Source organism: Leptospiraceae bacterium (assembly GCA_016708435.1).
In the GTDB taxonomy this organism is placed as follows: domain Bacteria; phylum Spirochaetota; class Leptospiria; order Leptospirales; family Leptospiraceae; genus UBA2033.
Window position 1 is genome coordinate 126,527 of record JADJFV010000032.1, and the last position, 22,886, is coordinate 149,412.

The 22,886-nt window shown below is 37.1% G+C and carries 23 protein-coding genes; 10 read left to right on the forward strand and 13 right to left on the reverse strand.

Annotated features, from left to right (window positions below):
- Positions 1 to 90 precede the first annotated feature (90 nt).
- A complete protein-coding gene (locus tag IPH52_20550) occupies positions 91 to 1,035 on the forward strand; it encodes an MBL fold metallo-hydrolase (protein MBK7057391.1) in 945 nt (314 codons plus the stop codon).
- A gap of 57 nt (positions 1,036 to 1,092) precedes the next feature.
- On the opposite strand, the gene IPH52_20555 is transcribed toward IPH52_20550, so the two are convergent.
- Both IPH52_20555 and IPH52_20560 read right to left on the reverse strand, forming a co-directional pair.
- Positions 1,093 to 2,265, reverse strand: a complete 1,173-nt coding sequence (locus IPH52_20555) for a FecR domain-containing protein (protein ID MBK7057392.1) — start codon at positions 2,263 to 2,265, stop codon at positions 1,093 to 1,095.
- 22 nt (positions 2,266 to 2,287) lie between these two features.
- A complete protein-coding gene (locus IPH52_20560; protein ID MBK7057393.1) occupies positions 2,288 to 2,734 on the reverse strand; it encodes a hypothetical protein in 447 nt (148 codons plus the stop codon).
- A gap of 266 nt (positions 2,735 to 3,000) precedes the next feature.
- Between IPH52_20560 and IPH52_20565 the strand changes: the two genes are divergently transcribed.
- Complete coding sequence (locus IPH52_20565; protein MBK7057394.1) at positions 3,001 to 3,858, forward strand: hypothetical protein; 858 nt, start codon at positions 3,001 to 3,003, stop codon at positions 3,856 to 3,858.
- Here IPH52_20565 and IPH52_20570 read toward each other — a convergent pair.
- The 4 genes from IPH52_20570 to IPH52_20585 form a co-directional block, all read right to left on the reverse strand.
- On the reverse strand, positions 3,855 to 4,874 hold the full coding sequence (locus tag IPH52_20570) for a hypothetical protein (GenBank protein ID MBK7057395.1): 1,020 nt from the start codon (positions 4,872 to 4,874) through the stop codon (positions 3,855 to 3,857). The two genes, IPH52_20565 and IPH52_20570, sit on opposite strands and share 4 nt — an antisense overlap.
- Positions 4,871 to 5,803, reverse strand: coding sequence for a hypothetical protein (locus IPH52_20575; GenBank protein MBK7057396.1), 933 nt, complete (start codon positions 5,801 to 5,803; stop codon positions 4,871 to 4,873). The genes IPH52_20570 and IPH52_20575 overlap by 4 nt, the downstream gene beginning before the upstream one ends.
- A gap of 279 nt (positions 5,804 to 6,082) precedes the next feature.
- A complete protein-coding gene (locus IPH52_20580; protein MBK7057397.1) occupies positions 6,083 to 7,825 on the reverse strand; it encodes a DEAD/DEAH box helicase in 1,743 nt (580 codons plus the stop codon).
- Positions 7,826 to 8,305: 480 nt separating this feature from the next.
- Complete coding sequence (locus tag IPH52_20585) at positions 8,306 to 9,412, reverse strand: hypothetical protein (GenBank protein ID MBK7057398.1); 1,107 nt, start codon at positions 9,410 to 9,412, stop codon at positions 8,306 to 8,308.
- A gap of 202 nt (positions 9,413 to 9,614) precedes the next feature.
- On the opposite strand from IPH52_20585, the gene IPH52_20590 reads away from it, so the two are divergent.
- Positions 9,615 to 10,388, forward strand: coding sequence for a serine/threonine-protein phosphatase (locus IPH52_20590; GenBank protein MBK7057399.1), 774 nt, complete (start codon positions 9,615 to 9,617; stop codon positions 10,386 to 10,388).
- Positions 10,389 to 10,399: 11 nt separating this feature from the next.
- Here the strand turns inward: IPH52_20590 and IPH52_20595 are convergent, their stop codons facing one another.
- The 4 genes from IPH52_20595 to lmtA form a co-directional block, all read right to left on the reverse strand.
- Positions 10,400 to 10,687, reverse strand: a complete 288-nt coding sequence (locus tag IPH52_20595) for an immunity 53 family protein (protein MBK7057400.1) — start codon at positions 10,685 to 10,687, stop codon at positions 10,400 to 10,402.
- The gene (locus IPH52_20600; protein MBK7057401.1) at positions 10,680 to 10,976 is read right to left on the reverse strand and encodes a hypothetical protein; all 297 of its coding nucleotides are present in this window, start codon (positions 10,974 to 10,976) and stop codon (positions 10,680 to 10,682) included. The genes IPH52_20595 and IPH52_20600 overlap by 8 nt, the downstream gene beginning before the upstream one ends.
- A 62-nt stretch (positions 10,977 to 11,038) precedes the next feature.
- Positions 11,039 to 11,938 carry an SH3 domain-containing protein gene (locus tag IPH52_20605; protein MBK7057402.1) on the reverse strand — a complete coding sequence of 300 codons (900 nt, stop codon included), beginning with the start codon at positions 11,936 to 11,938 and terminating at the stop codon, positions 11,039 to 11,041.
- An 86-nt stretch (positions 11,939 to 12,024) separates the two neighbouring features.
- Positions 12,025 to 12,786: a lipid A Kdo2 1-phosphate O-methyltransferase gene (gene lmtA / locus IPH52_20610; protein MBK7057403.1), complete on the reverse strand. Its 762-nt coding sequence runs from the start codon at positions 12,784 to 12,786 to the stop codon at positions 12,025 to 12,027.
- A gap of 257 nt (positions 12,787 to 13,043) precedes the next feature.
- Here lmtA and IPH52_20615 point away from each other — a divergent pair, with 257 nt between their 5' ends.
- Together IPH52_20615 and IPH52_20620 are read left to right on the forward strand one after the other, a co-directional pair.
- Positions 13,044 to 14,294 carry a 1-acyl-sn-glycerol-3-phosphate acyltransferase gene (locus tag IPH52_20615; GenBank protein MBK7057404.1) on the forward strand — a complete coding sequence of 417 codons (1,251 nt, stop codon included), beginning with the start codon at positions 13,044 to 13,046 and terminating at the stop codon, positions 14,292 to 14,294.
- Positions 14,295 to 14,462: 168 nt separating this feature from the next.
- Positions 14,463 to 15,341, forward strand: a complete 879-nt coding sequence (locus tag IPH52_20620; GenBank protein ID MBK7057405.1) for a hypothetical protein — start codon at positions 14,463 to 14,465, stop codon at positions 15,339 to 15,341.
- Positions 15,342 to 15,344: 3 nt separating this feature from the next.
- On the opposite strand, the gene IPH52_20625 is transcribed toward IPH52_20620, so the two are convergent.
- From IPH52_20625 to IPH52_20635, 3 genes are read right to left on the reverse strand one after another with little or no spacing between them, the layout of a single operon-like run.
- The gene (locus IPH52_20625; protein ID MBK7057406.1) at positions 15,345 to 16,046 is read right to left on the reverse strand and encodes a DNA alkylation repair protein; all 702 of its coding nucleotides are present in this window, start codon (positions 16,044 to 16,046) and stop codon (positions 15,345 to 15,347) included.
- A gap of 53 nt (positions 16,047 to 16,099) precedes the next feature.
- Positions 16,100 to 16,519 (reverse strand): HIT domain-containing protein, encoded by a 420-nt coding sequence (locus tag IPH52_20630; protein MBK7057407.1) that lies wholly within the window; start codon positions 16,517 to 16,519, stop codon positions 16,100 to 16,102.
- Positions 16,520 to 16,523: 4 nt separating this feature from the next.
- Positions 16,524 to 17,357, reverse strand: a complete 834-nt coding sequence (locus IPH52_20635; protein MBK7057408.1) for a DMT family transporter — start codon at positions 17,355 to 17,357, stop codon at positions 16,524 to 16,526.
- Between the two features lie 127 nt (positions 17,358 to 17,484).
- Here IPH52_20635 and IPH52_20640 point away from each other — a divergent pair, with 127 nt between their 5' ends.
- The 5 genes from IPH52_20640 (at position 17,485) to IPH52_20660 (ending at position 22,789) form a co-directional block, all read left to right on the forward strand.
- A complete protein-coding gene (locus tag IPH52_20640) occupies positions 17,485 to 18,003 on the forward strand; it encodes an HIT domain-containing protein (protein ID MBK7057409.1) in 519 nt (172 codons plus the stop codon).
- 191 nt (positions 18,004 to 18,194) lie between these two features.
- Positions 18,195 to 19,475 carry an MFS transporter gene (locus IPH52_20645; protein ID MBK7057410.1) on the forward strand — a complete coding sequence of 427 codons (1,281 nt, stop codon included), beginning with the start codon at positions 18,195 to 18,197 and terminating at the stop codon, positions 19,473 to 19,475.
- 48 nt (positions 19,476 to 19,523) lie between these two features.
- Positions 19,524 to 20,228 carry an RNA pseudouridine synthase gene (locus tag IPH52_20650; protein MBK7057411.1) on the forward strand — a complete coding sequence of 235 codons (705 nt, stop codon included), beginning with the start codon at positions 19,524 to 19,526 and terminating at the stop codon, positions 20,226 to 20,228.
- A gap of 508 nt (positions 20,229 to 20,736) precedes the next feature.
- Entirely contained in the window at positions 20,737 to 21,576 is an 840-nt protein-coding gene (locus tag IPH52_20655; protein MBK7057412.1) for a MoxR family ATPase, read from the forward strand.
- 7 nt (positions 21,577 to 21,583) lie between these two features.
- Positions 21,584 to 22,789 (forward strand): VWA domain-containing protein, encoded by a 1,206-nt coding sequence (locus tag IPH52_20660; protein MBK7057413.1) that lies wholly within the window; start codon positions 21,584 to 21,586, stop codon positions 22,787 to 22,789.
- Positions 22,790 to 22,886: the final 97 nt, after the last annotated feature.

The following is a 22,886-nucleotide window of genomic DNA, read 5'->3' on the forward strand; positions in this document are numbered from 1 at the left end:
CATAGGTTTGAAGCATATATAACTTGTAAAAACTAAATTGGTATTTATAGTGGTTTACTATAAAATTTAATAAGAACGACTAACGTGAAAATAAAACTTTATGGAACAAGAGGCTCAATAGCCTCACCGCTCAGTAATAGTGCTTACCAAGAAAAAGTATTAGAGATTCTTGGGTTATTCGCGGCTAAGCAAATTAAATCTCAAGAAGAAGTGAACAACTTTTTTGATACACTACCAGAATATCTAAAATACACCAGCGGTGGGGATACTACTTGTATATCTGTCACATCGGATGCAGGCAAGGTATTCATGGTGGATTGTGGAACGGGGGCAAGAAATTTGGGTGACGAACTCATTCGCACTGAATTTGGTAAAGGAAAAGGAGTTTTAGAACTTTTTTTCACCCACACTCATTGGGATCATATCCAGGGTTTGCCCTTTTTTAAACCTGTCTATATCCCAGGAAATCAAATCAATTTTCATTCTCCGTACAATGACCTAGAAGCAAGACTCATCCAACAGCAGGTAAAGGAATTTTTCCCAATGCCGTTTCATGGAACTGCTTCAACAAAAAAATTTCGCACAATACAACGTGGCGAGCCTATTACATACGACACGATGACTATAGACTTCTACCCACTAAAACATCCCGGTGGCTCTTACGCATATAAGTTTACTGAAAACGGTAAAACTTTCATCTTTGCTACGGATGCTGAGTTCACTGGGGATGATATGGATTTAATTCGTTCTATGGCACCCTTCTTCAATGGAGCGGACATGCTTGTTTTAGATTGTCAATACACACTAGATGAATCTTTTGCTAAGTTTGATTGGGGGCATACTTCCTACACAATGGCAGTGAATTGTGCTACCATTTGGAACATTAAGACTTTAGTTATGACGCATCATGAGCCCGCTTACAATGATAAAAAAATCTATGAAATCTACGAAGATGCTAAGTTACACAAGACCTATCTAGAAGGTAGTCCTCTTGATATTATTCTTGCTAGAGAAGGATTAGTTTTAGATTTATAGTAAGAGCGTTTAAAGGGGTAATTTCGAATTACCCCTTTACTGAGTTTTCTTTTTAGACTACAATTCGATTGAATCTACTTCTTCTTCTTTGTATGTTTCCTGACCATCTGTTGTTAGAACATAATACAGATTACTCTCAAGAAATATTACCCCTTTGACTTTCTTTCCAGACTTTAAGATTAAGGTCTGTAAACTCTTACCGGTTATTTGCTCGATTCTTTTAAGAAGTGCATCTTCGCTCTTTGCATTTCTTTCCTTTACTGCTCCTGCTACTGTTACGGAATTTCCAGATTCGAGTTTTTGTTTTTCAATCGCAATCAACTCGGCGTATTCTTTAAGCTTTGTTTCTACTTCGCCATTCTTCGTATTCTCTACTTTCAAAGTTCCATTGTCCTTTAAAGACTTTTCGATTACAGGATTTTCTTTTCCTGCAACTTGATTATCTTTGTCAATGGTCGCAACAGCTTTTTGAACTTCTTCATTGCTAAGTTTTGATTGGAGGTTAAGATTGATTTGCTTGATTGATTCACCGAGTCCTGTTTCTTTTAAGATTTTATCTGTTTGTGTTTTTGTCACAGATGTTTTTTGACCGGCTTCAATGATTTGCTCTTGCGCTTCGATTTTTTTATTGATAGTGCTAATCGTTAGACTTTTTTCTTGCACTTCAATAGGAAGCTCTTCTGCTTCTGGAATTCTCACTCTAGAGGCGACCTTACCCTCTGTTACGGAAAGTGTTGTAGAACCATCCTTTGATACATTTACTTCAAACTTTGTTCCTCGAACACCAGCAGTTTGTGTAGGTGTTACAACTTGAAAATTCTCTCCGCTTTTTAGTTTGCCAGAAACATTCACCATCGCTGTTCCAATGCTAACTACAGTGCTTGGAACTTGTTTGCCATTAACCGCAATCGTCTTTAATTGGAAGCTCGATTCTGATTTCATACGCATAACGATGCCAGCATCTGAATCTTTGATTTGAAGATCACAAGCCGAATTCTTACCTGTTTTAACAGATTCATTTTCCAAAATAACATCACCTGTTTTTATCTTCTTTGTTCCACTTTGCACATCTCCAACTACGAATAGAACAACACCGGAGAGTGTCGGTTTACTCACAGTATCCGCAACTTTTCCTTCTTCCTTTTTGCAATTTACTAGCGGCAAAAAGAGAAGATTGATTCCTATCACCAAGCTTACCAATTTCACTTTTTTATGTCCTGCACTTTCCATAATTTTCTCCTTTATCCCTAAGCTACTTTGTTTTAAAATTAATGCTCTTTGTTACCCGCGTTGTTTCAAAATTACCGCCAATGATTGCGCGCTCTTTAGATTCTGTGTCTGTAAAAAAAATTGCATTCGATGGATTCTCTTTGAAATATCCCAAATTCAAAATTCCAAAAGCACCTAACGCACCATTGCCATGATTATAACTACTCCCAAAACAACCGGAAGCTCCAAACGTTGGATAAGATAGACTCCCTCCTTGCACATGGATATAAGGTTGCTTATAAAAAATTCCGGAAGCCCAATGAAAGGGAGAAATAAAACAATCCAGAAACGTTCCCGTTCCAACAAAAATCGTATCTGTGATATAGGTTTGACTCTTGCCGCTAGAATCAACATGTTTTATAATGAACGCGGAACAACCTCCATTTATAATGATACTAATAATTAACAAAGATACTCGAAAAAAATTCATACACATTATCTCTTGTCTCCAATAATTAAAATATAGGACTCAATCCTTACTCTGTTCATCTCGGTATTGAATAAAAAAAGATGTCGCATACTGATGATTTAACGCTACTGAGTCAGATTGAGATTAGTAAAAGACTAACGTCTTTTATGATTCCATTAAATCGAATAGAATGGAATTGTCACTCAAAATAAAATTTTTCGAAGTATACATTAGGATTACCTAATTATATATTGACGATTCTTTCCCATTTCATTTATTGATATGTCATGCATACTGTAAATACATCCATCAAAACGAAATTTCAAATTATTCTATTTCTCATTATTAATTTATCTTTTTATAATTCCCTGTTTGCCGAATCCGTCCGTTTAACGAGTGGTCAGATTTTGGAAGGAAAGATTTTGGAAGACTCGGAAAAGGTCATTGTCATTCAAACGAACAAAGGCACATTTACAGTTCGAAAAACAGATATACTAGAAATGGAACGTCCGGGCTCAAAGGATACAATTGTAAGACCACCCGAAGATAAAAAAATTGGAAAATTGGGATTAGCGTTTATGAGTTTCATTCCCGGATATTCCCCAATGTATCAATCCAAAGAGCATCCCGAGTTTGGAATCCCACTAGCAATGCTGAGTTTAAATTACTTTTATCACTTACTTCAATTTCAATTTAATTCATCAAGACCTGGATTTTTAAACTCAATCGAAATGAAAAATCCTATGGCACTGTATTATAATGTTTTTGTAGCACCCACAATCGTAGGGGAGCAGATGGGGATAATCCCGAAAAACCCCACTAATAATCCGATCAATGATTTTTACACGTACAGCCAAGCACTGACGACATACGTCAATGCAAGAAGCATTCTTTACAACAATAATAGTGATCGTATCGTAGAAGGCAAATTGATGACAGAAGTAGAATATCTAAATGAGAAAAAAAGATATTTAGCTAGCTTTGTTGCGGTGTCTGTATTAAACGGAGCCCTTTCGTATTATCTTCTGAGCAGTGAAGGAAATCTTGGAGCACTCTATAAAACAGAAACCAAGGGAATCAAAACTGTATTCTATGCATTTCCCGCACCGGATGGGGGCATATTTGGTGTAGCCTCTAGATTCTAATCCTCTGAAAATTGCAAGACACCTTCGTAGTAAACAGCAACCCAGGGGATTCTTTTTACAAGAGACTTCAAAGCCTTTTCGCTATAGGATACTTTACTCAGATAAACAACCTTTAGCCGTGGAAATTCCGCCAATGAATCTTCGTATTCATCGTTTATAAGCACATCTTCCAAAACTAAGATCTTTAAATTCTTCATTTTACTTAGATAGCTAATACCTTTTTGAGTAATCTTTGTTCCGCTCAGACTTAAAACTTCTATCGTTTGATTTCCGCGAAAAGATTCTAAGGCAAGGTCTGTGATTTTTGTCCAGGATAAATTCAAAGACTTTAAGCCAGGCAATTTAGTAATATATCGAACTCCTTCATTTCCAATCTCTGTGCCGGCTAACGTTAACACAGTTAATCTTTTTAAGTTCTGAAAGCTATTTAGATCTACTGCCGCAATCTTAGTGTTCCACAAATGAAGTTCGCGCAGATTTTCCATTGTGCCAATTGTTTTCATACCTTCATCAGTAATCTTTAGAGAAGTTAAATCAAGTCGAGAAATTCTAGAATTTTTCAGGGACTTAATGCCGTTATCCGTTACATTGGTTCTGCCAATATCGAGTCTCTCTAGATTATTCAATTTTGCAATCAATAGAAGAGCTGAATCATTGATAAAAGTTCCTTCCATATTTAGACTACGGAGTTGTGGAAATTTTCCAATATAAGCAATTCCATCACTGTTGATAATTGTATTGGCTACACTTAGAAAACTAAGCTTTGGATTATGAATCAATACCAAATCTTCATTTTGTATAAAAGACCCACTCAAATCTAAACTTTGTAAATTCACATACGTATGCAAGGTTGGTAAAATAACGGATATATCTTTCTTGCCACTTAAATTCAGACTTAATACTTTCGCATTGGCTTGTGCAGCTATTTCTTCTTTGGTTAATTCCTGCGCAAATAACTGATTGAAACTAAGAAGAACAGAGAGTATAATTATAATTTGCCACCGATTTGATTTCATTTTACAGTAGGCTCCTTTGTGGCAGAAATTAGATTTTCAAGATCCATTTCTATGGTTCCATAAGCAGTCTCAATCAAGAGAACAGTCTTCGAAATTTTTATTAATTTACCAGATACCGTTTCTCCATTGTTAAATAAAAAAGAACCGGACTCTCCTTCCTTAAAATTCAATTTAGTTTCCGGTGTAATTACTTTCGGTAAACCAGGAAAAAGAATTTCACTAGCGGATAATTTTACTTCTCCTTTGGATGTTTCTAATACAACTTGATCACCTAGATTTTTTAGAATTTTCCCTCGGAACTTCTCTCCACTGGCTAAGTATATAAAGCCGTTTACGAATTTTTCTTCTTTCACTGCGACCATCTTTGAAATATCAACTTTTTCTTTTCCTTTATCTGTTTCAATGACGATCTCTTCTCCAAAGTCTTTTGCGGTAAAATATATTAATCCTAAAATATTTCTTACATAATAGCGATTCCCTGCCTTTTCCATTATTTCTGTATAGATGGATTGCCCACCTGCATAAGAAACAAATCCCTCTGTGAATTGAAGGCGAACTCTTTCTTTCATAAGAGAATCATGCCTTCTTCTTTCTTCATTTACTTTTTGGGGCAAGGCAAAGTTTACCTCTCGCTGTTGTTCTAAAGCGGCTAATTCCCTTGCAATTCTAGCTTGTCGATTCTCTTTTAGATTATGATTGTCGTTTACTGGTTTGATCTGCCATGCGATAGCAGTGAATTTAATTTTTGCATTCTTAAGATCGGATTTGTTTTTAATCTCGGTCTTTCCATTTTGATAAATGATTTCTACAATATCTTTCCTGACTCGAATTTTAACATCTTCTAATATATTCCCATCACTAAACTGAATACTATCTGCAATGAGTGAACTAGAAAATAAAAACACAATAAATACTTTCCATGGATTCATAATTTTAGTATCTCCTATGCCTCTCATAGTAGAAGCATACATTAAAAAGATTACCACCTATGGACACCGAAAGCAACGATAAAAGATACGATATGGTTTTTATCTGCAAGTTATTTGTAACTCTTCTTTTATTGGTGTCCGATGTCTTAACGAGAACAAGACTATTACAAAGCACTTGCGTTTAAAGATGACGAACTAAGTTATCACCACCAAGTTCTTTTATCGGGGGGCTCTCAAGAAACTGAGATTCCCCGATAGAAAACGAAACTCAATTTCTTGTTAAACCCCGCTTATTACAGGCTCTGAAATTGCTTTTGCCGGAAAGCGATCTGTTTCACTCAAAAGTCCCGTTTCTTGAAACTGATCGAGGGTATAGATTTCATACTCATAGCCCTGCTCTGTTAAAAACAACTGGCGGTTTTGTCCAAATCTTTCTTCACTTGTATCACGCGAAATCAAAGAAAAGAAAGTCGCGGTATTATTTCCCTGTTTCGGACGCAAAATACGACCTAGCCGCTGTGCCTCTTCTTGTCTAGAACCAAACGTTCCGGATACCTGAACTGCAATATTAGCATCCGGTAAGTCAATGGAAAAGTTAGCTACCTTACTTACTACAAGCGACTTAATTGCACCAGACCTAAACGCTGTGTAAAGCTCCTGTCTTTCACCTAACGGAGTTTTACCGGTAATGAGAGGAATTTTAAATCTTTCCGCAATGGTTTCTAATTGGTTAATGTATTGACCAATGATTAGAATATGAGATTCTTTATAACGCTCAAGAATCAATTGAATCGCTGTCATCTTTTCTGGATTCTCAGAGGCTAATCGGAATTTTTCGCGGTCATCGGAAATAGAATAACGCAAACGTAAATCTTCATCCATTGGCACACGAATCTCAACACATTTCGCTTCTGCAATCCAGGATTTATTTTCTAATTCTTTCCATGGAACATCATACTTCTTTGGACCAATTAAACTAAATACATCTTCTTCTAGTCCATCTTCTCTTACAAGTGTAGCCGTTAGCCCCAGGCGACGTTTTGCCTGTAATTCAGACGTCATACGAAATACGGGAGCAGGAAGTAAATGCACCTCATCATATACAATCAGTCCCCAGTTGTTTGCACTGAAGATATGAAAGTGAGTGAAGTCAGATCCCTTCCTCTTACGGTGCGTCAAAATGTTGTAAGTCGCAATTGTAATTGGTTTGATTTCTTTTGTTTCGCCGGAGTATTCGCCGATGTCAGATTCGGGTATATCAGTCTTATCCAGGATTTCATTTTTCCACTGACGAATAGAAAGTGTATTGGTTACAAGAATTAAAGTCTCTGCTCCAATGATTTGCATTACACCCATTCCAACAATAGTCTTTCCCGCACCGCAGGGTAATACTACTACTCCGGAGCCGCCTTCATTTCTTCCGCCTGCATGAAACACTTCGATAGAAGCACGTTGGTAATCGCGCATACCAAATTTTCTACCATCGCGGGTAACAGGGCGTAGGTTGAATCCGTATTTGTTTCCTTCATCATATCCTGCTAAATCCTCAACAGGAAATCCAATTTTAATCAAGGCTTGCTTGATATGACCACGGTATTCTTTTTTGACTACGATCTTATCGTTGCCAAGTCGCTCTTGGATGAAAGGTTGCACTGCTCTATGGTTTGCGATTTCTTGTAAGAAACCTTTTTCGTTGGAGATAATAACTAACTCGCCGCTTTCTTCTTTTACTAATTTTACTTTGCCGTAACGGCTAATCTGCTCGCGAATTTCATTTACAACGTTTTTCGGAATCGAATAACGTGCATATTTTTCCATTCCTTCAATAATTAAATCAGCAGACATCGCAGAAGACGCCGCATTCCACAAAGACAAGGGGGAAATTCTATATGTATGTAAATATTCTGGACTTTTTTCTAACTCTGCAAAGCGGGAAATAATTGCTCTACATTCTTCAAATTCAGCATTATCGACCTCTAGCAAAAGGGTCTTATCACTCTGTATAATCAATGGTTTACTCATCTACTTCTCCTTAAAAAGGCACCTACAGCGTGAAAATTATGGCTCAACTGTCAAGCATAAAATATGGGTATTTTTTCGATTTGCATTTTGCCATAGAGTGCAACCTTTTTCATAAGAAGTGAGACATTTAAAAGATTACCACAGATGGACATGCGAAGGCGTAGGTCGCGAATACTTGGAGCGAAGGGGGACTGAACACCGATAAAAGATACGATAGAGTTTGTCTTTAGGTTTGGACTCATTTCGCGTTTTTATTTTTGTCCATGGGTTCCATTATTCAACATAAACATGAGTTGGAGTTTGCTTTCTGGTGCGGATAATAATAATATACTGTCAGCATTAATATTAGGGATACTATCAAAGATAATGAAAAATCGTTTTTTATTATCTTTGATAGTATACTTGAAGTGTATTTGATGTATCTTTGATACGAAGGAGAGTGAAGGGATGATGCCTTCCTTCCAATATTTATACAATCACCTACTGCACTGTCGCTGCAATCAAGGCATGAGTTTGCACCTTATAGCTCTTAGCCTTTCCTCCCATACTATAGGAGTAAGCGCTGACTTTAAATGAAGTTGACTCACCAGGAGCAAGCTTGGATTGATTGCCAAAGCCAATAGCTGAGCCAACGAACTTTTTGTTTTGATCAAATAGACTCAATACAATCTTAGGGTAAGTGATATTATACTCAGTATCATTTTTTAGAATGCCTGTTAAGGAAAATCCTTCTAAGCCGCTTGATTCCTCTTTGAACTTTTCGGAGACGATTTTAAAAGGAGTAAAGTTTCCATAGAATCTAGATTCCGGCTCAAAAAAGATTTCATGACTTCCATATTCAGATGGGAAATTGGCGAGAATACAATTAAACGAAACTTCCTCCTGTGGATAAACAGGTTTATCCGTAAAGCATTGAATTGTATCTAGAAAAGAATTCTTTTTGTCTTTGAGGTTAATAAAGAGTTTGTTCCCGGAGAACGCTACCGAGCCTGTATTTTTTAAGAGTCCAATGAAACGACCAAAGTTTCCGCTTCGAATCAGTTGTAAGTCTTTTACTTCTCCTTTGGGTCTTTCCTGGGATTCAATTGGTTTTAAATCCGAATCAGGTTTTGCGATAGACGAAATTGGCTTCGCATTAGAAACGCCCTCTGTCAAATAGGACACCTTGCTTGAACTCCAGATCTTTCCTGTTTCGGTATCTACAATTCTTGCGAGGATCGTTGTGTATTGACCTTCTCGAATCACAGTTCCTACAACAACTCCCTCAGCAGAAACTAGCTTCCCGATTCTCATGGAGTCGTCTTTTGAGGTAATTCCTGTTTGAGTCATTGATTGCTCTTTTAAAACGCGATCAATTTTACTTCGCTCAATGATTTGGTAGTTTTTTAATTTGACTAGCTCATGTGTCAATCGCTCTACAGCAAGCGTAGGATTGATTTCCTTAGAATTTGCCTCAAAGGGTAGAACAGCAACAGTCTTGCTTTCATTGCTGCTAGAAAGCTCTTCGGCAAGATTTGCATATACATTGCGATTTGTGCTCGCACATTGGATTAGAAAGAGGAAAACGGTTAAAAAAAGAGGTTTCATACTGATTTTAAAGTCCCTAGTTCTAGTTAAAATTTCAAGGAGAAAAATGAATCAGGCTATTGCATCAGGTTTAAGGCAGAAATAGCTCTTTGCAATTTATTTTTCAAAAGAAACCAATATGTTAAAAATTTCTTGACATGCTTTTATTAAATTTATAATCTTCTGAATCTTTGTCCGACCTCGGATAAAAACAACACACAAAATGATAATAAAAGCCAGTTATATAACAAACTACGGGAATTTTAGGATTAAGAACGAAGACAGCCTCCTTGTCCAAGATGAGATTGTGTATGAAAAAAATATGGAGGAGCCTGAAAATAAAATCTTAGAATCTAAAAAAGTAATTCTATGCGTTGCAGATGGAATGGGCGGTCATCTCGGAGGAGAGCTTGCTAGTCGCAGTGTGCTTTCTTTTGTGCGGGATAACTTTATGAAAATCTACAACGCACGCACAATCAAAAAGATTCTTCTAAAATCTAAAAATATTCTAAACACAATAGCCAGCGAAACTCGCTCGTATGGTTTAGGCACTACCGTTTCTGGAATGCTTCTAAAGGACAAAAAAGGAATTATATTTAATTGCGGAGACAGCCGTGTTTACCGCGTGCAAAAAATGTATCTTGAGCGGCTAACAATAGATCACTCCGTTGTCCAAGCTATGTATAATTCCGGTTTAATTGATGAAGAAGAAATGAGGACTCATCCAAATAAAAATCTTTTGACCTCAGCGATTATTGGTGATTATTCACAGAATCATCCAGTCATTGCAATGAAAGAAATTGCTATCAAAGAAGGAGACCAGTTTTTTATTTGCACAGATGGTCTCTGGGAGAGTATGAGTGTAGAGGAGCTAACAGAATTATTCTTCTCTTGCGAAAATCAAGACGAGAGAGCCTTAAAACTAAATCAACTCTCTCTTCACAACGGCGGGAAAGATAATATCACGATGATACTCTTTGAGATATTGGAGCTTTGAAAAAGGGATTTTTATTTCAAGACAAGTTCACGAAATTTTCCAAGTAGAAAATCAAGTTTAGTCGGATCCCCTGCTGCTTGGAATTTTTTATCCTTTATTTTTATTGCATACCAATCGGATTCAGAAATTTCTTTTGAATCAGGAAGCATTTCCAAATTTTCAAAACTTGTATCAAGCAAATCAATTCGAACACTCCATCCAGGATTATCGAGAGTCTGAATGGAAATACCGTATGTATGCTCCCAGTCCCCGTTGCATTCTTTCCTATACCAACTAGAAAGCCAGTCAACATTATTCAGAGTTGAGTCTTTTATTTCTTTTGGGGATTTCGTTATCGTTTGCATTTCTTATCTCTCCTGGAATATTACTCTCATGCACATGCGGCGTAGGAATATTCTCTTCGGTAACTTTATTGTAATGAGTGCCACCATACAAATCAACTCTTTTTATTTCGTCGAAACCTTTAGGATTCAACTTATTTTTCATATACGTCGCATACTTTAGAATCCTTCCAATCAAATCCTCTAAGAATGTAGTGTGATCGTCCTCTGCCTGATTATCAGGTTTTAATTTATTGAGTTTTGCCATTATTAGATAATGATAAAATCACTATTTTTTTGAATAGTATTTTTATTTTCAAAATCAATGTTTTACTTCTTCTCTGATTCTTTTGTTCTTTTGAAGTATTCTTTTATTTTTGCAGTCGGCTCAGACACTGAATACGTTTCCTTTCTAAAATCCTTCCATTTTTTACAATGCGAATTAGAACCTGAATGATCGCAAGATTCGTCATCGCATACGCTACCCACGCTAATTTCCCTTTTTATAAAAGTTTTAGATTTAAAAACATAAATAAAAGATATGTCAACTCCCCCTTGACTACAATTATCGCCTTCCCCTCCATCATATCCAAATCTTACAATTTCTTCATCCATATAATCCATTGTTCCGATTTGATCAATATCTAAATCAGTAAAAACGATATTATCCTTATCATCTAAAATAATGTTTATACAAGTTGAAGACATATAGAAATTACAATGGTCTCTATCTGAATATTTTTCGGGCATAAATGTATAAACAGTAAATCTAGAATTTGATTTCTTTTGATTAAATTGAATTCGGGACGTATCCCAGTTTTTATCAATTTGATATTTATATGAGAAACCATATTCTTTTTGTTTTTCGGACAATTTCCTCTTAACAAACTGAAACACCTTATCAAACCGCGCAAACTCTCTCTTATCCAGAAAATACCCATCAAACGCATAACCGGTCTTATCCTTCCACTTGACTTCCGCCCATTCACCAGAAGTATAAGCATCTAGAGAAAGTGCAATTCCGGTTTTGCGAAGTATCTCAACTTCTGATCCATATGGAAGCGCAATAATATTCTTGGATTTTAAATCAGGTGCTTCTCTAAGCCTAAGCCCTGCTGCGGCAAATACATATTTGACTTTGTTTGGTTGGGTTAGAGTTATAGGTTCTTTTGTTGGTTGATTACAGTGAATGGAAAAGCAAAAGACTAAAATGATTTTGAAAAAATCCATATCACTAAAAGTAAACTTAATACAATAGCCCCAAAGGGGCGCAATACCTTCCTCCGTAGCCTGCAAGGGCTACGGAGTGTATTCCGTTAACGCCCCTCTACATGTAACAACTTAGTAAACTTCACAATAATTCTAACGACAACATAAAATACAATTCCAGATATAGCAGCGTATATCTGAATTGGTTTTAGAAATCCAGGAAAGCCTTGTTCGAATAAAGCAGGCTCGTTGAAGTATACAATCATAATATCGTAGAGAACAAACATGAGGATAATGCCAAATAGACTCGGATACTCGCGTTTTAAAATATTACGAACGGAAAAACTCACTTCTGGTTTTTTATATTCCGAAAATCTAGGAATCAGTGCAGGAGTGCGATTTGCCCACTGTAAGTATTTGGCAGCAAACTTACCGCGAAGGAATTGTTCTTCAGTGAACATGATTCTCTCGTAATAAAACCAATAGATAAAAAAGAAAATCAAAACAAAAGAAAGACTTTTTGTGAGCAGTGCAATTCCTGCAAACATGAAAAAATTTCCTACGTATAGCGGGTGACGTATGAGAGAATAGATTCCGGTTTGGTTTACAGTCTCTGCTACTTGCTTTGTGGTATTACGACCGGAAGTTTTTTCAGGCGCATAACCGATTGTAAAACAACGAATAAAAAGTCCAAATAGACTCACCAAAAAACAAACACCTAAATAAATCAAATGTTGATTGTAATCGCTATTCGGATAACGATAAAACGGAATAAAGAAAAAAGATAAAACCAAAATCACCGAAGGCACATAAGACCTCCAACGAAATAAAAATGCACCCTGCTTTTCAAACTCTTCAATTAATGCCATGCTTAACCTTCTGTAAATGTAATTATTGAATTGGGGAAATAGCAATTCAACTGTCATCCCCGAAATTCCACCCTTTCGCTTTGCTCACACGACCGCCAAGCGAAGTCGGGGATCTGTTGAAGTTGAGATTCCCGACAAAAAAACTCGGGAATGACAATCTGATTCCCATAATTGTTCAATGGTAAATTAGATAAATCAAATCCAACTTATTATTAAAAATTTCTTGTTCTATATGATAAATTCTGTAGGCTTGCTTTATGTCAACCGAATCATTTATTCCCCCAATACACAATTACCCTCTTATGTGGTTTATGGATAGTGCGCTTAAAACCCTTATGAAAGGTATCAACAACGTCGATGAAATTGTTATTACTGAGCATGATAAGGAAATGCTTAAGAAATTCAAAGACGAGCGATTAATTTACATTTCCAATCACCCTTCGACCAAAGAGCCTCCGATTTCCTATCTGGTTGGAAATTATATGTATTCCCGATTTCATTATATGGCTTCTCGCGAAGTATTTGATTGGGGCAACGGCGCCGTCGGAAATCTAATTCGAAATATGGGAGGTTTTTCTGTCATAGCCGGAGCTTCGGATAGAGAATCATTAAAAACTACAAGAGCAATTCTTTCGAAACCCGGTGGCAAACTTGTATTATTCCCCGAAGGTGAACCAACTGGAGCGGAGAATGACAATTTACTCCCGTTTCAAGCTGGAGTCTCACAACTTGGATTTTGGGGATACGAAGATGCTATTAAGTTGGATTCTTCTGCTGACATAACAGTATTACCGGCTTTTGTAAAATATAGATTGAATGGAACTAAAGAAGAAATTCGTCGTGATGTAGACAAATCTCTTGCGATTATGGAAAAGCGTTTAGGTATTTCCAAACAGGGCAAAGACATTGTGCATAGGCTTCTTTCTATCGGCAAACGCCTAGTAGAGCGCGCGGAAAAACAATTTGCGATTGCCCCTGACGAAAAGCAAACTTTCGATTACCGCATTGGTCGGCTAAGACATCGTATCCTCGACACTGTAGCAGATACTGTCGGATTAAAAAAATACAACAAAGAAGACCATGCCATTGATAAACTCAGAAAAATTCTATCTACATTTGAAATGGTATTTGTAGGAGTTCCGGATCCCAAGGGAGAACTCCCTTCTCTGAACAAAGCAAAATGGGGACGCAAGTATTGTCAGCGTGCCTATGATTTTATTTCGATTAAGACAGACTATCTGACAAGTCTTCCATCAGCTGAAAGAATTTACGAATGGATCTATCGATTTGAAAGCGAACTCATTGGCTACACAATTCAACGCCCACAAAAGGCATACGTGCATTTTGCGCCAGCGTTTAAGATTTCAGAATACTATGGAGCTTACAAGAAAGACAAAAAAGGAACCGTTGAAAATCTCACGACTAGACTCCGTGACGAAATTCAAAAATTACTCGACAGAGAAGTGCAACTCTCCGAAAGACTCTTTCCGGAGAATTATATATTTTAGCCAATCATTTCAAAGATTACCACCGATGCACACTGATAACGGAGACGATTTGATTGAATCCGTAACATTTTTTATCGTATTTTCTATCGTTCTTTTATCTGTGTCCATCGGTGGTAATCAGTCTCGTATTTGTGGGTAAAGTTATGGAAGAGTCGGGAAGTTAGGTAGGTGCTCAAGAAAGAATACATCGTATTTGCCGCTTTTGTCTTAGTCAATGCAATGCTTGCTATGAATTGCTTTACCGCGTCGCTCTGGTATAAAGTAGAAAAGCAAGAGAAACAAAATCTGAAAACTCAATATAGCTCTGAAGAGATGGACGTTAGGCGAGATTGGAATGAAAATTTCGAAAGTTTAAATTCAGAGAATCCTATCAAGTCACCTGATATCAATTTACATTGGACTTTAAACGATTCATATTCTAAAAATAACCTTATAAAACTAGTATCTAAATCCTTTCGAAATGCAATATGCATTGTAGTGAATCAAAAAAAGGATAAATATGTAGATCCAAATATAAGTATTTGTTCTGTTTGGAATGATCCTTCCAATTCGATTCATGCAATTTCTAGAGAAATTTCAGAAAAAGAAATTGAGACTAGGATCGATCAAATAGATGAAATTATTTTAAATCCTAAGTATGCAGATAATATTGTTTTGCTACTAAAGGACGAAACCTATTTAGTAATCAATGCTACAAAGTTTTATCCAGAAGAAAATTCATGGGAATTGATTACTACACCGAATGACTATATTACAGATTTTTTAAATAACTCAAAAGAAAAATTAATTCGAAAAAAAATAAATACAATCGTTCGAGTAAATTATAAAACTTATGAAAAGAGTTATATATTTTTTCTTTCAGTAGACAAAGAAAAAAGTAGAGTCGTAATCTTGGAATGGGAAAGCATTTATGATTCAAAGAAAGATACGAAGTTTATCCCGCTTTCGCTTTTATATCCTGCCACAGTGGTAATGGATATTTTTCTATTGCCACTTGGTGCAATTCTTTTTTGGACAGGCATTCTTGAATTTCGAATAAACCCTTAGTAACTATTTACCCAGATACTCTTCTCTATTTTTCTCCGGTAATCTCTCTATTGCATAACGAAGCATAACCCGCGGCATTTTCTTAACGTGCTTATCTAAAAAACGTTCTAGCAATTTAACATCCACTCGTTTTCCCATCTCGCGAAGCATCCAACCGACTGCTTTGTGAATTAAATCTTCCTTATCCGCAAGTAAGATTTCAGATATTTGAATTGTATCTTCCGATTCTCCATTCTGTAAAAATACAAATGTAGAGATAATAGCATTTCGCCGCTCCCAGAGATTTTTAGACTTCACAAGTTTGTAAAGAATCGCGCGGTCTTTATCTAATAAATAAGAGCCTAGAATCGTTCTAGATGCCTCATCGACTAAGTCCCAATTATTTACATATCGTAAATGCTTTAGATAAAACTCATAGATTTGCTTTTTTAGTTTTTCGTCTGCCTTTTTATTGTGAAATTTACGACCAAGAATGAGTAAACAAAGAAGTCTTTCTTCATGAATCTCCGAGTGGATTAATTCCGTTAGCTCCTTAAATTCAAGTGTTTCAAATTCCTTTGCAACTTTTCTTAAGTTAGGAACTGTAATTCCAATAAAGACATCGCCTTCTCCATACTCGCCGCTACCGGTTTTAAAATATCCCTGGAGAAATTTTGCCTTTGTAGGATTAGATATTTTTTTAAGTTGAGATTTTAGTTTTTCCATTACTGACCGCTTTTACTTCTTTTCTCTACGCCTCAGTGTCTCTGTGGCAATCCCTAATTATCCACAAACAACGCAGCGACTCTTTCCAACTCCGCTTGCACTTTAGGCGTTGACGGCAAATGACCTGAAATTGCCTGTTGCAAAAATTCAATTCCCTTCGGTGATTCTTCAAAGCGCGGAACAAGATGAAAATGCAAATGCGGCACTGCTTCGGAAATAGTAATCGTATAAAGCTTCACCGGTTTAAAATGTTTGTAAATCCATTCGGTAGCAAGCTTCATGCATTCGCCTAGTTGCATAAACTCTCCGTGAATCAAATCATTGTAAGCCTCTACATGACGCTTAGGCTCAATGTATAAATACCCGGGAGCATTCTTAGAAAGCTCAGAATGTCTAACAACAAAGTGAAATGTCTCACCGATTACCATCGGAATCGTCTTTGAATGATGAATATCACATATTTTACAGTTCATAGTTTTAATCCTTTTTTCTATTTAATAAATACACAGCGGATATGGCTAGTAATCCGCCGATAATGGTTGTCCACTGAGGGGTTTCTCCGAGTAAGCCCCAACTACTAAGCATAGCACTTGCGGGAACTAGAAATATAAATGAGCTAGCTTTCGCCGAACCAAGTCTTGAGGAAGCAATAAAATAAACCGTTGTTCCAAACGAAGTAGAAATGGAGCCTAAATAGAATATATTAATCCAAAAATTGGAATCAAATGAAAGCGGAGCCAACCAATCATAGGGAAGCGCCAAACAAAAAGAAACCACTGTCCCAATTCCATAGAGATATAAGCTATAAGTAATCGGAGAAACATAACTCTTTGACTTTGCGGTGACAATAGACAATACAGCCCAAGTAAATGAGGCTAATATAAAGTAAACGTTACCACCGGAGAGCAACATAGAAAGTGACATTCCCCAAACTTTTAGAATTACAAGTCCACCCGCAAGTCCGAGCGCCAAACCGATGTATTCCCACAAATGCAATTTATATTTGTATAACAGAGCAACCAAAAAGAAATTGATAATTGGATTTAATGTAGTCACGAAAACTCCGCCTGCTCCTGAAAGTCCAGTTCGTAAGCCAATAAAAAAAAGCGCGTTGTAGATTAGCATCACAAACGCTCCACCAATCGCATATGGAATTCCTTTCTTTGGAATTCGAAAGCTATCTTTCGTAATCCAGAGGACAGGAATTAGAGATACAAATGTAACAAGAAGTCTCCAAAATAAAATTACTTCTAAGTTTGTGTAATTCGTAATCATCTTGGCAGACGCCCAACTCACACCCCAAATGACCATCGCGAATATTACTACATAAATTAAATTCAAGTTTAGCCTAGCCTTTCATTCCAGTTTTAAAAATTAACTGAAATTGAAAATCTAAAATTCTTGCCAAGATACATGCATTTTTTAAATTACTTTTAGAATGGAAAACGAAGAAATAGAAGAGATAAAACCAATCCGAAAGAATTTATTTTCTATTCACAAACTCGCCTATGCGCGCGGGGACAGACCACAGGTAGAATGCATTCTCTGTGGGGTAACCGAAAAAAATCCAGATGTCCCCAACCTCACGATTCACGAATCAACTCACTGCATTGTTTCTATAAATTTATTTCCCTACAATCCGGGGCATATCATCATTTTCCCCAAACGTCATACAATCGTCATCACAGACCTAAGCGACGAAGAAGTTTTAGACATGCACAAAATGCGAGTAAAAGCAATCCAAACTATTTCCAAAGCCTGGCGTGCTCAAGGATTTAACGTAGGATACAACCTTGGAAAAAACAGCGGCGGCTCGATTCCGCATATCCACGAACACATCGTCCCACGCTTCATCAACGAAGTCGGATTTTTAGATGTATTAGACAATACACGCATAGTAATTTACGATCCCTACCAAATGCTCGAAGAAATTCGTAGACTCTGGAACAGCGATTAAGATTGGGAATTGCGGCGCGGGAATTAAAATTAATGCGTGAAATGGTTTGAAACCGTTCCGTACATTTTGCAATCGCCGCCGCGCTCGCCTTCCTGAGTGTGGATGATGAAGATTATCCACACTCATCCAGTTGATCGCTAACGCTAGCATTAAGAAAAAAGATTTTTACAAATCCAAAATAGGAAAAAAAAATGCATCAAGAGATAATCAAAAAGCAGACAATGTGGCGAGTTCGAATTCTAACAGCAACTTGGTTTTCCTATGCGGGATTTTATTTTTGTAGAAAGAATTTTGCAATCGCAAAGTCTTCTATTCAAGAATCTCTCGCCATCACAAGCTCAGACCTCGCCCATATTTATACAGCTTATCTAATTGCTTACATGCTCGGGCAGTTTACAATGAGTATCCTCGGACCGAAAGTGGCAACTAGAATATTGCTATTAACCGGTATGGGAATTTCGATTGCCTGTAATATTATTTTCGGATTTTCTTATTTGCTCGGACCTGCGGGTTATTGGCCTTTTCTTCTATTTATGATTATAAACGGTTTTGCCCAAGCAGCGGGATGGCCTGGAAATGTAGGAGTATTGAGCAACTGGCTTCCACAAGGAGAGCGCGGGCGGATAATGGCTGTTTGGGCTACGTCGTATCAACTCGGAAGTATTCTTGCAAAAGTATTTGCAGCTTTTTTACTCGGTTATCTAGGAGTCATCTGGTCTTTTTGGGGAGCCTCCGCGGTTTTATTTGGAGTGTGGATTTTATTTTATTTCTTAGAAAGAGACAACCCCGAAGATGTTGGGCTTGATCCTATCATCGAAGAAGTAGAAGTTCCAGTTGAGACAAGCACACACCACGAATCCTTTTTAAAAGGGTGGAATAATAATGTTCTCCTCTCTGTTTTTTTCATGGGCTGTGTGTATTTCGTATTCAAATTTTTACGTTATTCGCTAGATAGTTGGGCACCTATGGCAATCGAAAAATTATTTCACCAAACAAAAGAACATTCTGGTTATATTTCAACTCTATTTGATTGGATTGGATTTACAGGAGTCGTCGTTGCTGGTTGGGTGTCTGACAAATACTTTCACGGCAAACGACACCAAACCATTTTCATCATGACCTGTGGAATGTTTGTCGCCTTCTGCCTAATTGCATTCATCGGAGTCAAGAGCGTATGGGCGTTTGCCGCTTGCCTCGCCTTCTGTGGATTCATGCTAATGGGTCCGGACTCTCTTCTTGCGGGTGTGGGAGCAATCGATGTAGGTGGACGAAAAATGGCAATCGTCGCAGCAGGAATTATCAATGGACTAGGCTCTATAGGACCAATCTTCCAAGAAGAAGTAATCGGTTGGATTCTAGATAGATACGAATTTCATTTTTCCTTTTACATGATGATAGGAATTTGTGCGCTAGGAATTCTAGGCAGCGGCTACTTAAGTTATCGATCCAGACACGGAAGTTCTAACTTATAAATTAAAATTAATGTTGTCGTAATCATCAAAAGAAATTTAAGTTACTAAATGACAAAACAGGCGAAAGGCAATACTAAGTTTCTACCCAAAGGATTGGAAATTCTTCACGAAGATAGAGATATACTCGTGGTCAACAAACCGAGCGGATTACTCACAATAGCCACAGAATCAGAGAAAGCAAAGACCGCCTACGCATCCCTCACCGACTATGTAAAAAAAGGAAATTTCAAATCCAAGAATCGTATTTTTATTGTTCACAGACTAGATCGTGATACCTCCGGCATACTCGTATTTGCCAAAACAGAGTCAGCAAAATTAAATTTACAGGACAATTGGGATACAACGAGTAAAAAATACGTTGCCGTTACCCACGGACGCTGGGAAAAATTGGAAGGAACAATCAGTTCCTACTTAACTGAAAACAAAGCACTACTGGTCTATTCCACAAAAGACCAGTCAATCGGAAAACTATCGCATACTCAGTATAAAGTATTAAAGGATACTACCAATTATTCGCTAGTCGAAATCAATCTATTAACCGGAAGAAAAAACCAAATCCGCGTTCATTTTGCAGACGAGCATCACCCCATCGTAGGCGATCTAAAATACGGCGATGACAAAAAGAAATACCTGCGACTTGCTCTTCATTCTCTTTCTATTCGCTTCAAACATCCATTCAGCGGAAATGAAATCTTCTTTGAAACTACAATCCCAACTTTCCTTTCTGATCTTGTCGGAGGATATGGGGGTTAATGGTTAATTGTTAATGCGGAATGGTTAATTGGGAATTTTGAATTAGGACGTTTCTTGTCATCCCCGAAATTTTATCGGGGATCTCAACTTATTTGCATATCCTGTTCATTAATTGAAAAATTATTTTTTGTGGAAATGGGTTTTTAATTGTTCTATATCGATAATCACGATAATAATACGTTCCACCCCAATTTGTAAAAGGAGCAAGTATTAGAATTCCTAGAAAAAATTTAAGAAATCGAATTTCAAAACGAGTTGGTTTACTTCTTATCCATAGCGGATCATGCTGATAGCCAAACGTCAAAAGTAAGGACTTGAGATTCTTTTGGTCTAAAAGAAAAACCTTCATTCAAAGCAATATCAATCGAAGCATAATATTCACCTTCTTTTATCAGTGTCCACTCCGCCCTTCGCTCCAAGTATTCGCGACCAACGCCTTCGCATGGTAATCTGTTTCTTAATCCAAAAAAGCATTTATTTTTTAACATGCAATTAGAACACTGTATGTATGAAACAAAAATCTGTTAGTTTAAAAGAAGGCTATGTAGTCTCGAGAGAATTAGAAGAAGCACTTCTAGTAGCAGAGGTTACAGGTAGACCACTTCTTATCAAAGGCGAACCCGGAACCGGCAAAACGCTGTTAGCCGAGCATATTTCTAAGACGCGCAATCTTCCCATTTTTAAATGGCATGTTAAGTCTACGAGTCTTGCAAAGGATGGACTTTATTTTTATGATGCAGTGTCTCGCTTAAATGACTCCCGTTTTAACGAAGGAAAAGATAGAGACAAAGTTCACAATATTGAAAATTACATTCGCATGGGACCACTCGGACTTGCCTTTGAGTCAAGTGTTCCGTCTATCGTTCTAATCGATGAGATTGATAAAGCAGATATAGAATTTCCCAATGATTTATTGCTTGAACTCGACCAAATGGAATTTGTAGTCATCGAAACTAACCGAGTTGTAAAAGCAAAACAGCGTCCCCTTACGATTATTACATCAAACAATGAGCGCGAACTTCCAGATGCATTTTTACGTCGTTGTATATTTCATTATATTGAATTTCCATCAAAAGAACTCATGGAGCAGATAATCCGTGTTCACCTCCCGGACATTGACTCAACTCTCATTCAAACTGCCATGAAAACATTTTACAAGATTCGCCGTATGGAAGATATGAAGAAAAAACCTTCTACGAGTGAATTACTTGATTGGATTCAAATTCTTCTCTACCAAGGAGCAAACTTAAATCCAATGGATAAAATTCCATTTCTCGGCGCACTTGTTAAAAACGAAGAAGACTTATTGCAATACGCCGGTCAATTGCATGTTCCGCCTAAGGAGTAGCTAATCTGTGTTTACCCAATTCTTCTACAGGCTAAAGAATAGAAAAATTCCAGTCTCAACGGCGGAGTTGATTGATTTACTAAAAGCGATTTCTTATTTCTCTGAGAAGCGTGGCTCGCTTTCGGTGAATGAATTTTACTCTATTTCACGCAATTGCCTCGTCAAAGATGTAAAATACTACGATGACTTTGATTTGATCTTTGCAGAAGTCTTTAAGGGGCAAATTGGAGAGACTAACGAGATGAAGCCTCTCATCGAAGAATGGCTCAAAAAAGCAATCGAAAGAGAAATTCCACAAGAGCAAAAAAACGCCGCAGTTAAACTAGATTACGAAGAAGTTTTAAAAAAATTAAAAGAAAGATTAGAAGAACAAAAAGAGCGCCACGATGGCGGAAATAAATGGGTCGGCACAAAGGGAACATCAGCCTTCGGTAACTCTGGATTTAACCCCAATGGAGTCAGGGCAGGCGGAGATTCTAGCGGCAAAACAGCATTTGACGTAATCGATGAAAGACGATTTAAAGACTACCGCACCGATGAAACTCTCAATGTGAGGCAAATCAAAGTTGCCCTCAAGAAATTACGCTATCTCAAAAAAGAAGGACGATTGGAATTTTCCATTCAAAAGACAATCGACAAGACCTCCGAGAATGGCGGCGAATTGGAATTAGTCCACGAGAGGTCTCGTAAAAATGATTTAAAGCTTTTACTTCTCATGGATGTTGGAGGAAGTATGAGTCCTCATGCTGCTCGTGTGAGTAAACTTTTTAGCGCGAGTCATCAACTCAATCACTTCAAAGAATTTCACTATTACTACTTTCATAATATTATTTACGATGCGGTATTTACAGATGCAAGTATGTCTAAGAAAATTTCTATTTCAAAACTCACAAAAAAATTTCGTCCCGATACAAAAGTGATTTATGTCGGTGATGCTTCCATGCATCCGTATGAGCTTTTTAATAAGACAGGGATGTATGATTATTACGGTTATGGATATTTAAAAAACACAAAGCAAGATGTAAAATTAAAAACAGGACTCCAAAGACTTCGTGATCTAACAGAATACTTTCAAGATTCAGTCTGGCTGAATCCCGACGATAGACGTTATTGGCATCACGAAACCATTGAGGCTATTTGGGATTTAGTGCCAATGTTTTTTTTGAGCATCGATGGATTACAACGAGCAGTGAAGAAATTACTCGGCAAATAACTAAAAATCATTGACTTGTCTTACTTGAAAAATACTCTCTAATGAAAATCAAATCTAGGAGTGTTTTTATGAAACAATTTTCCATTTTATTCTTACT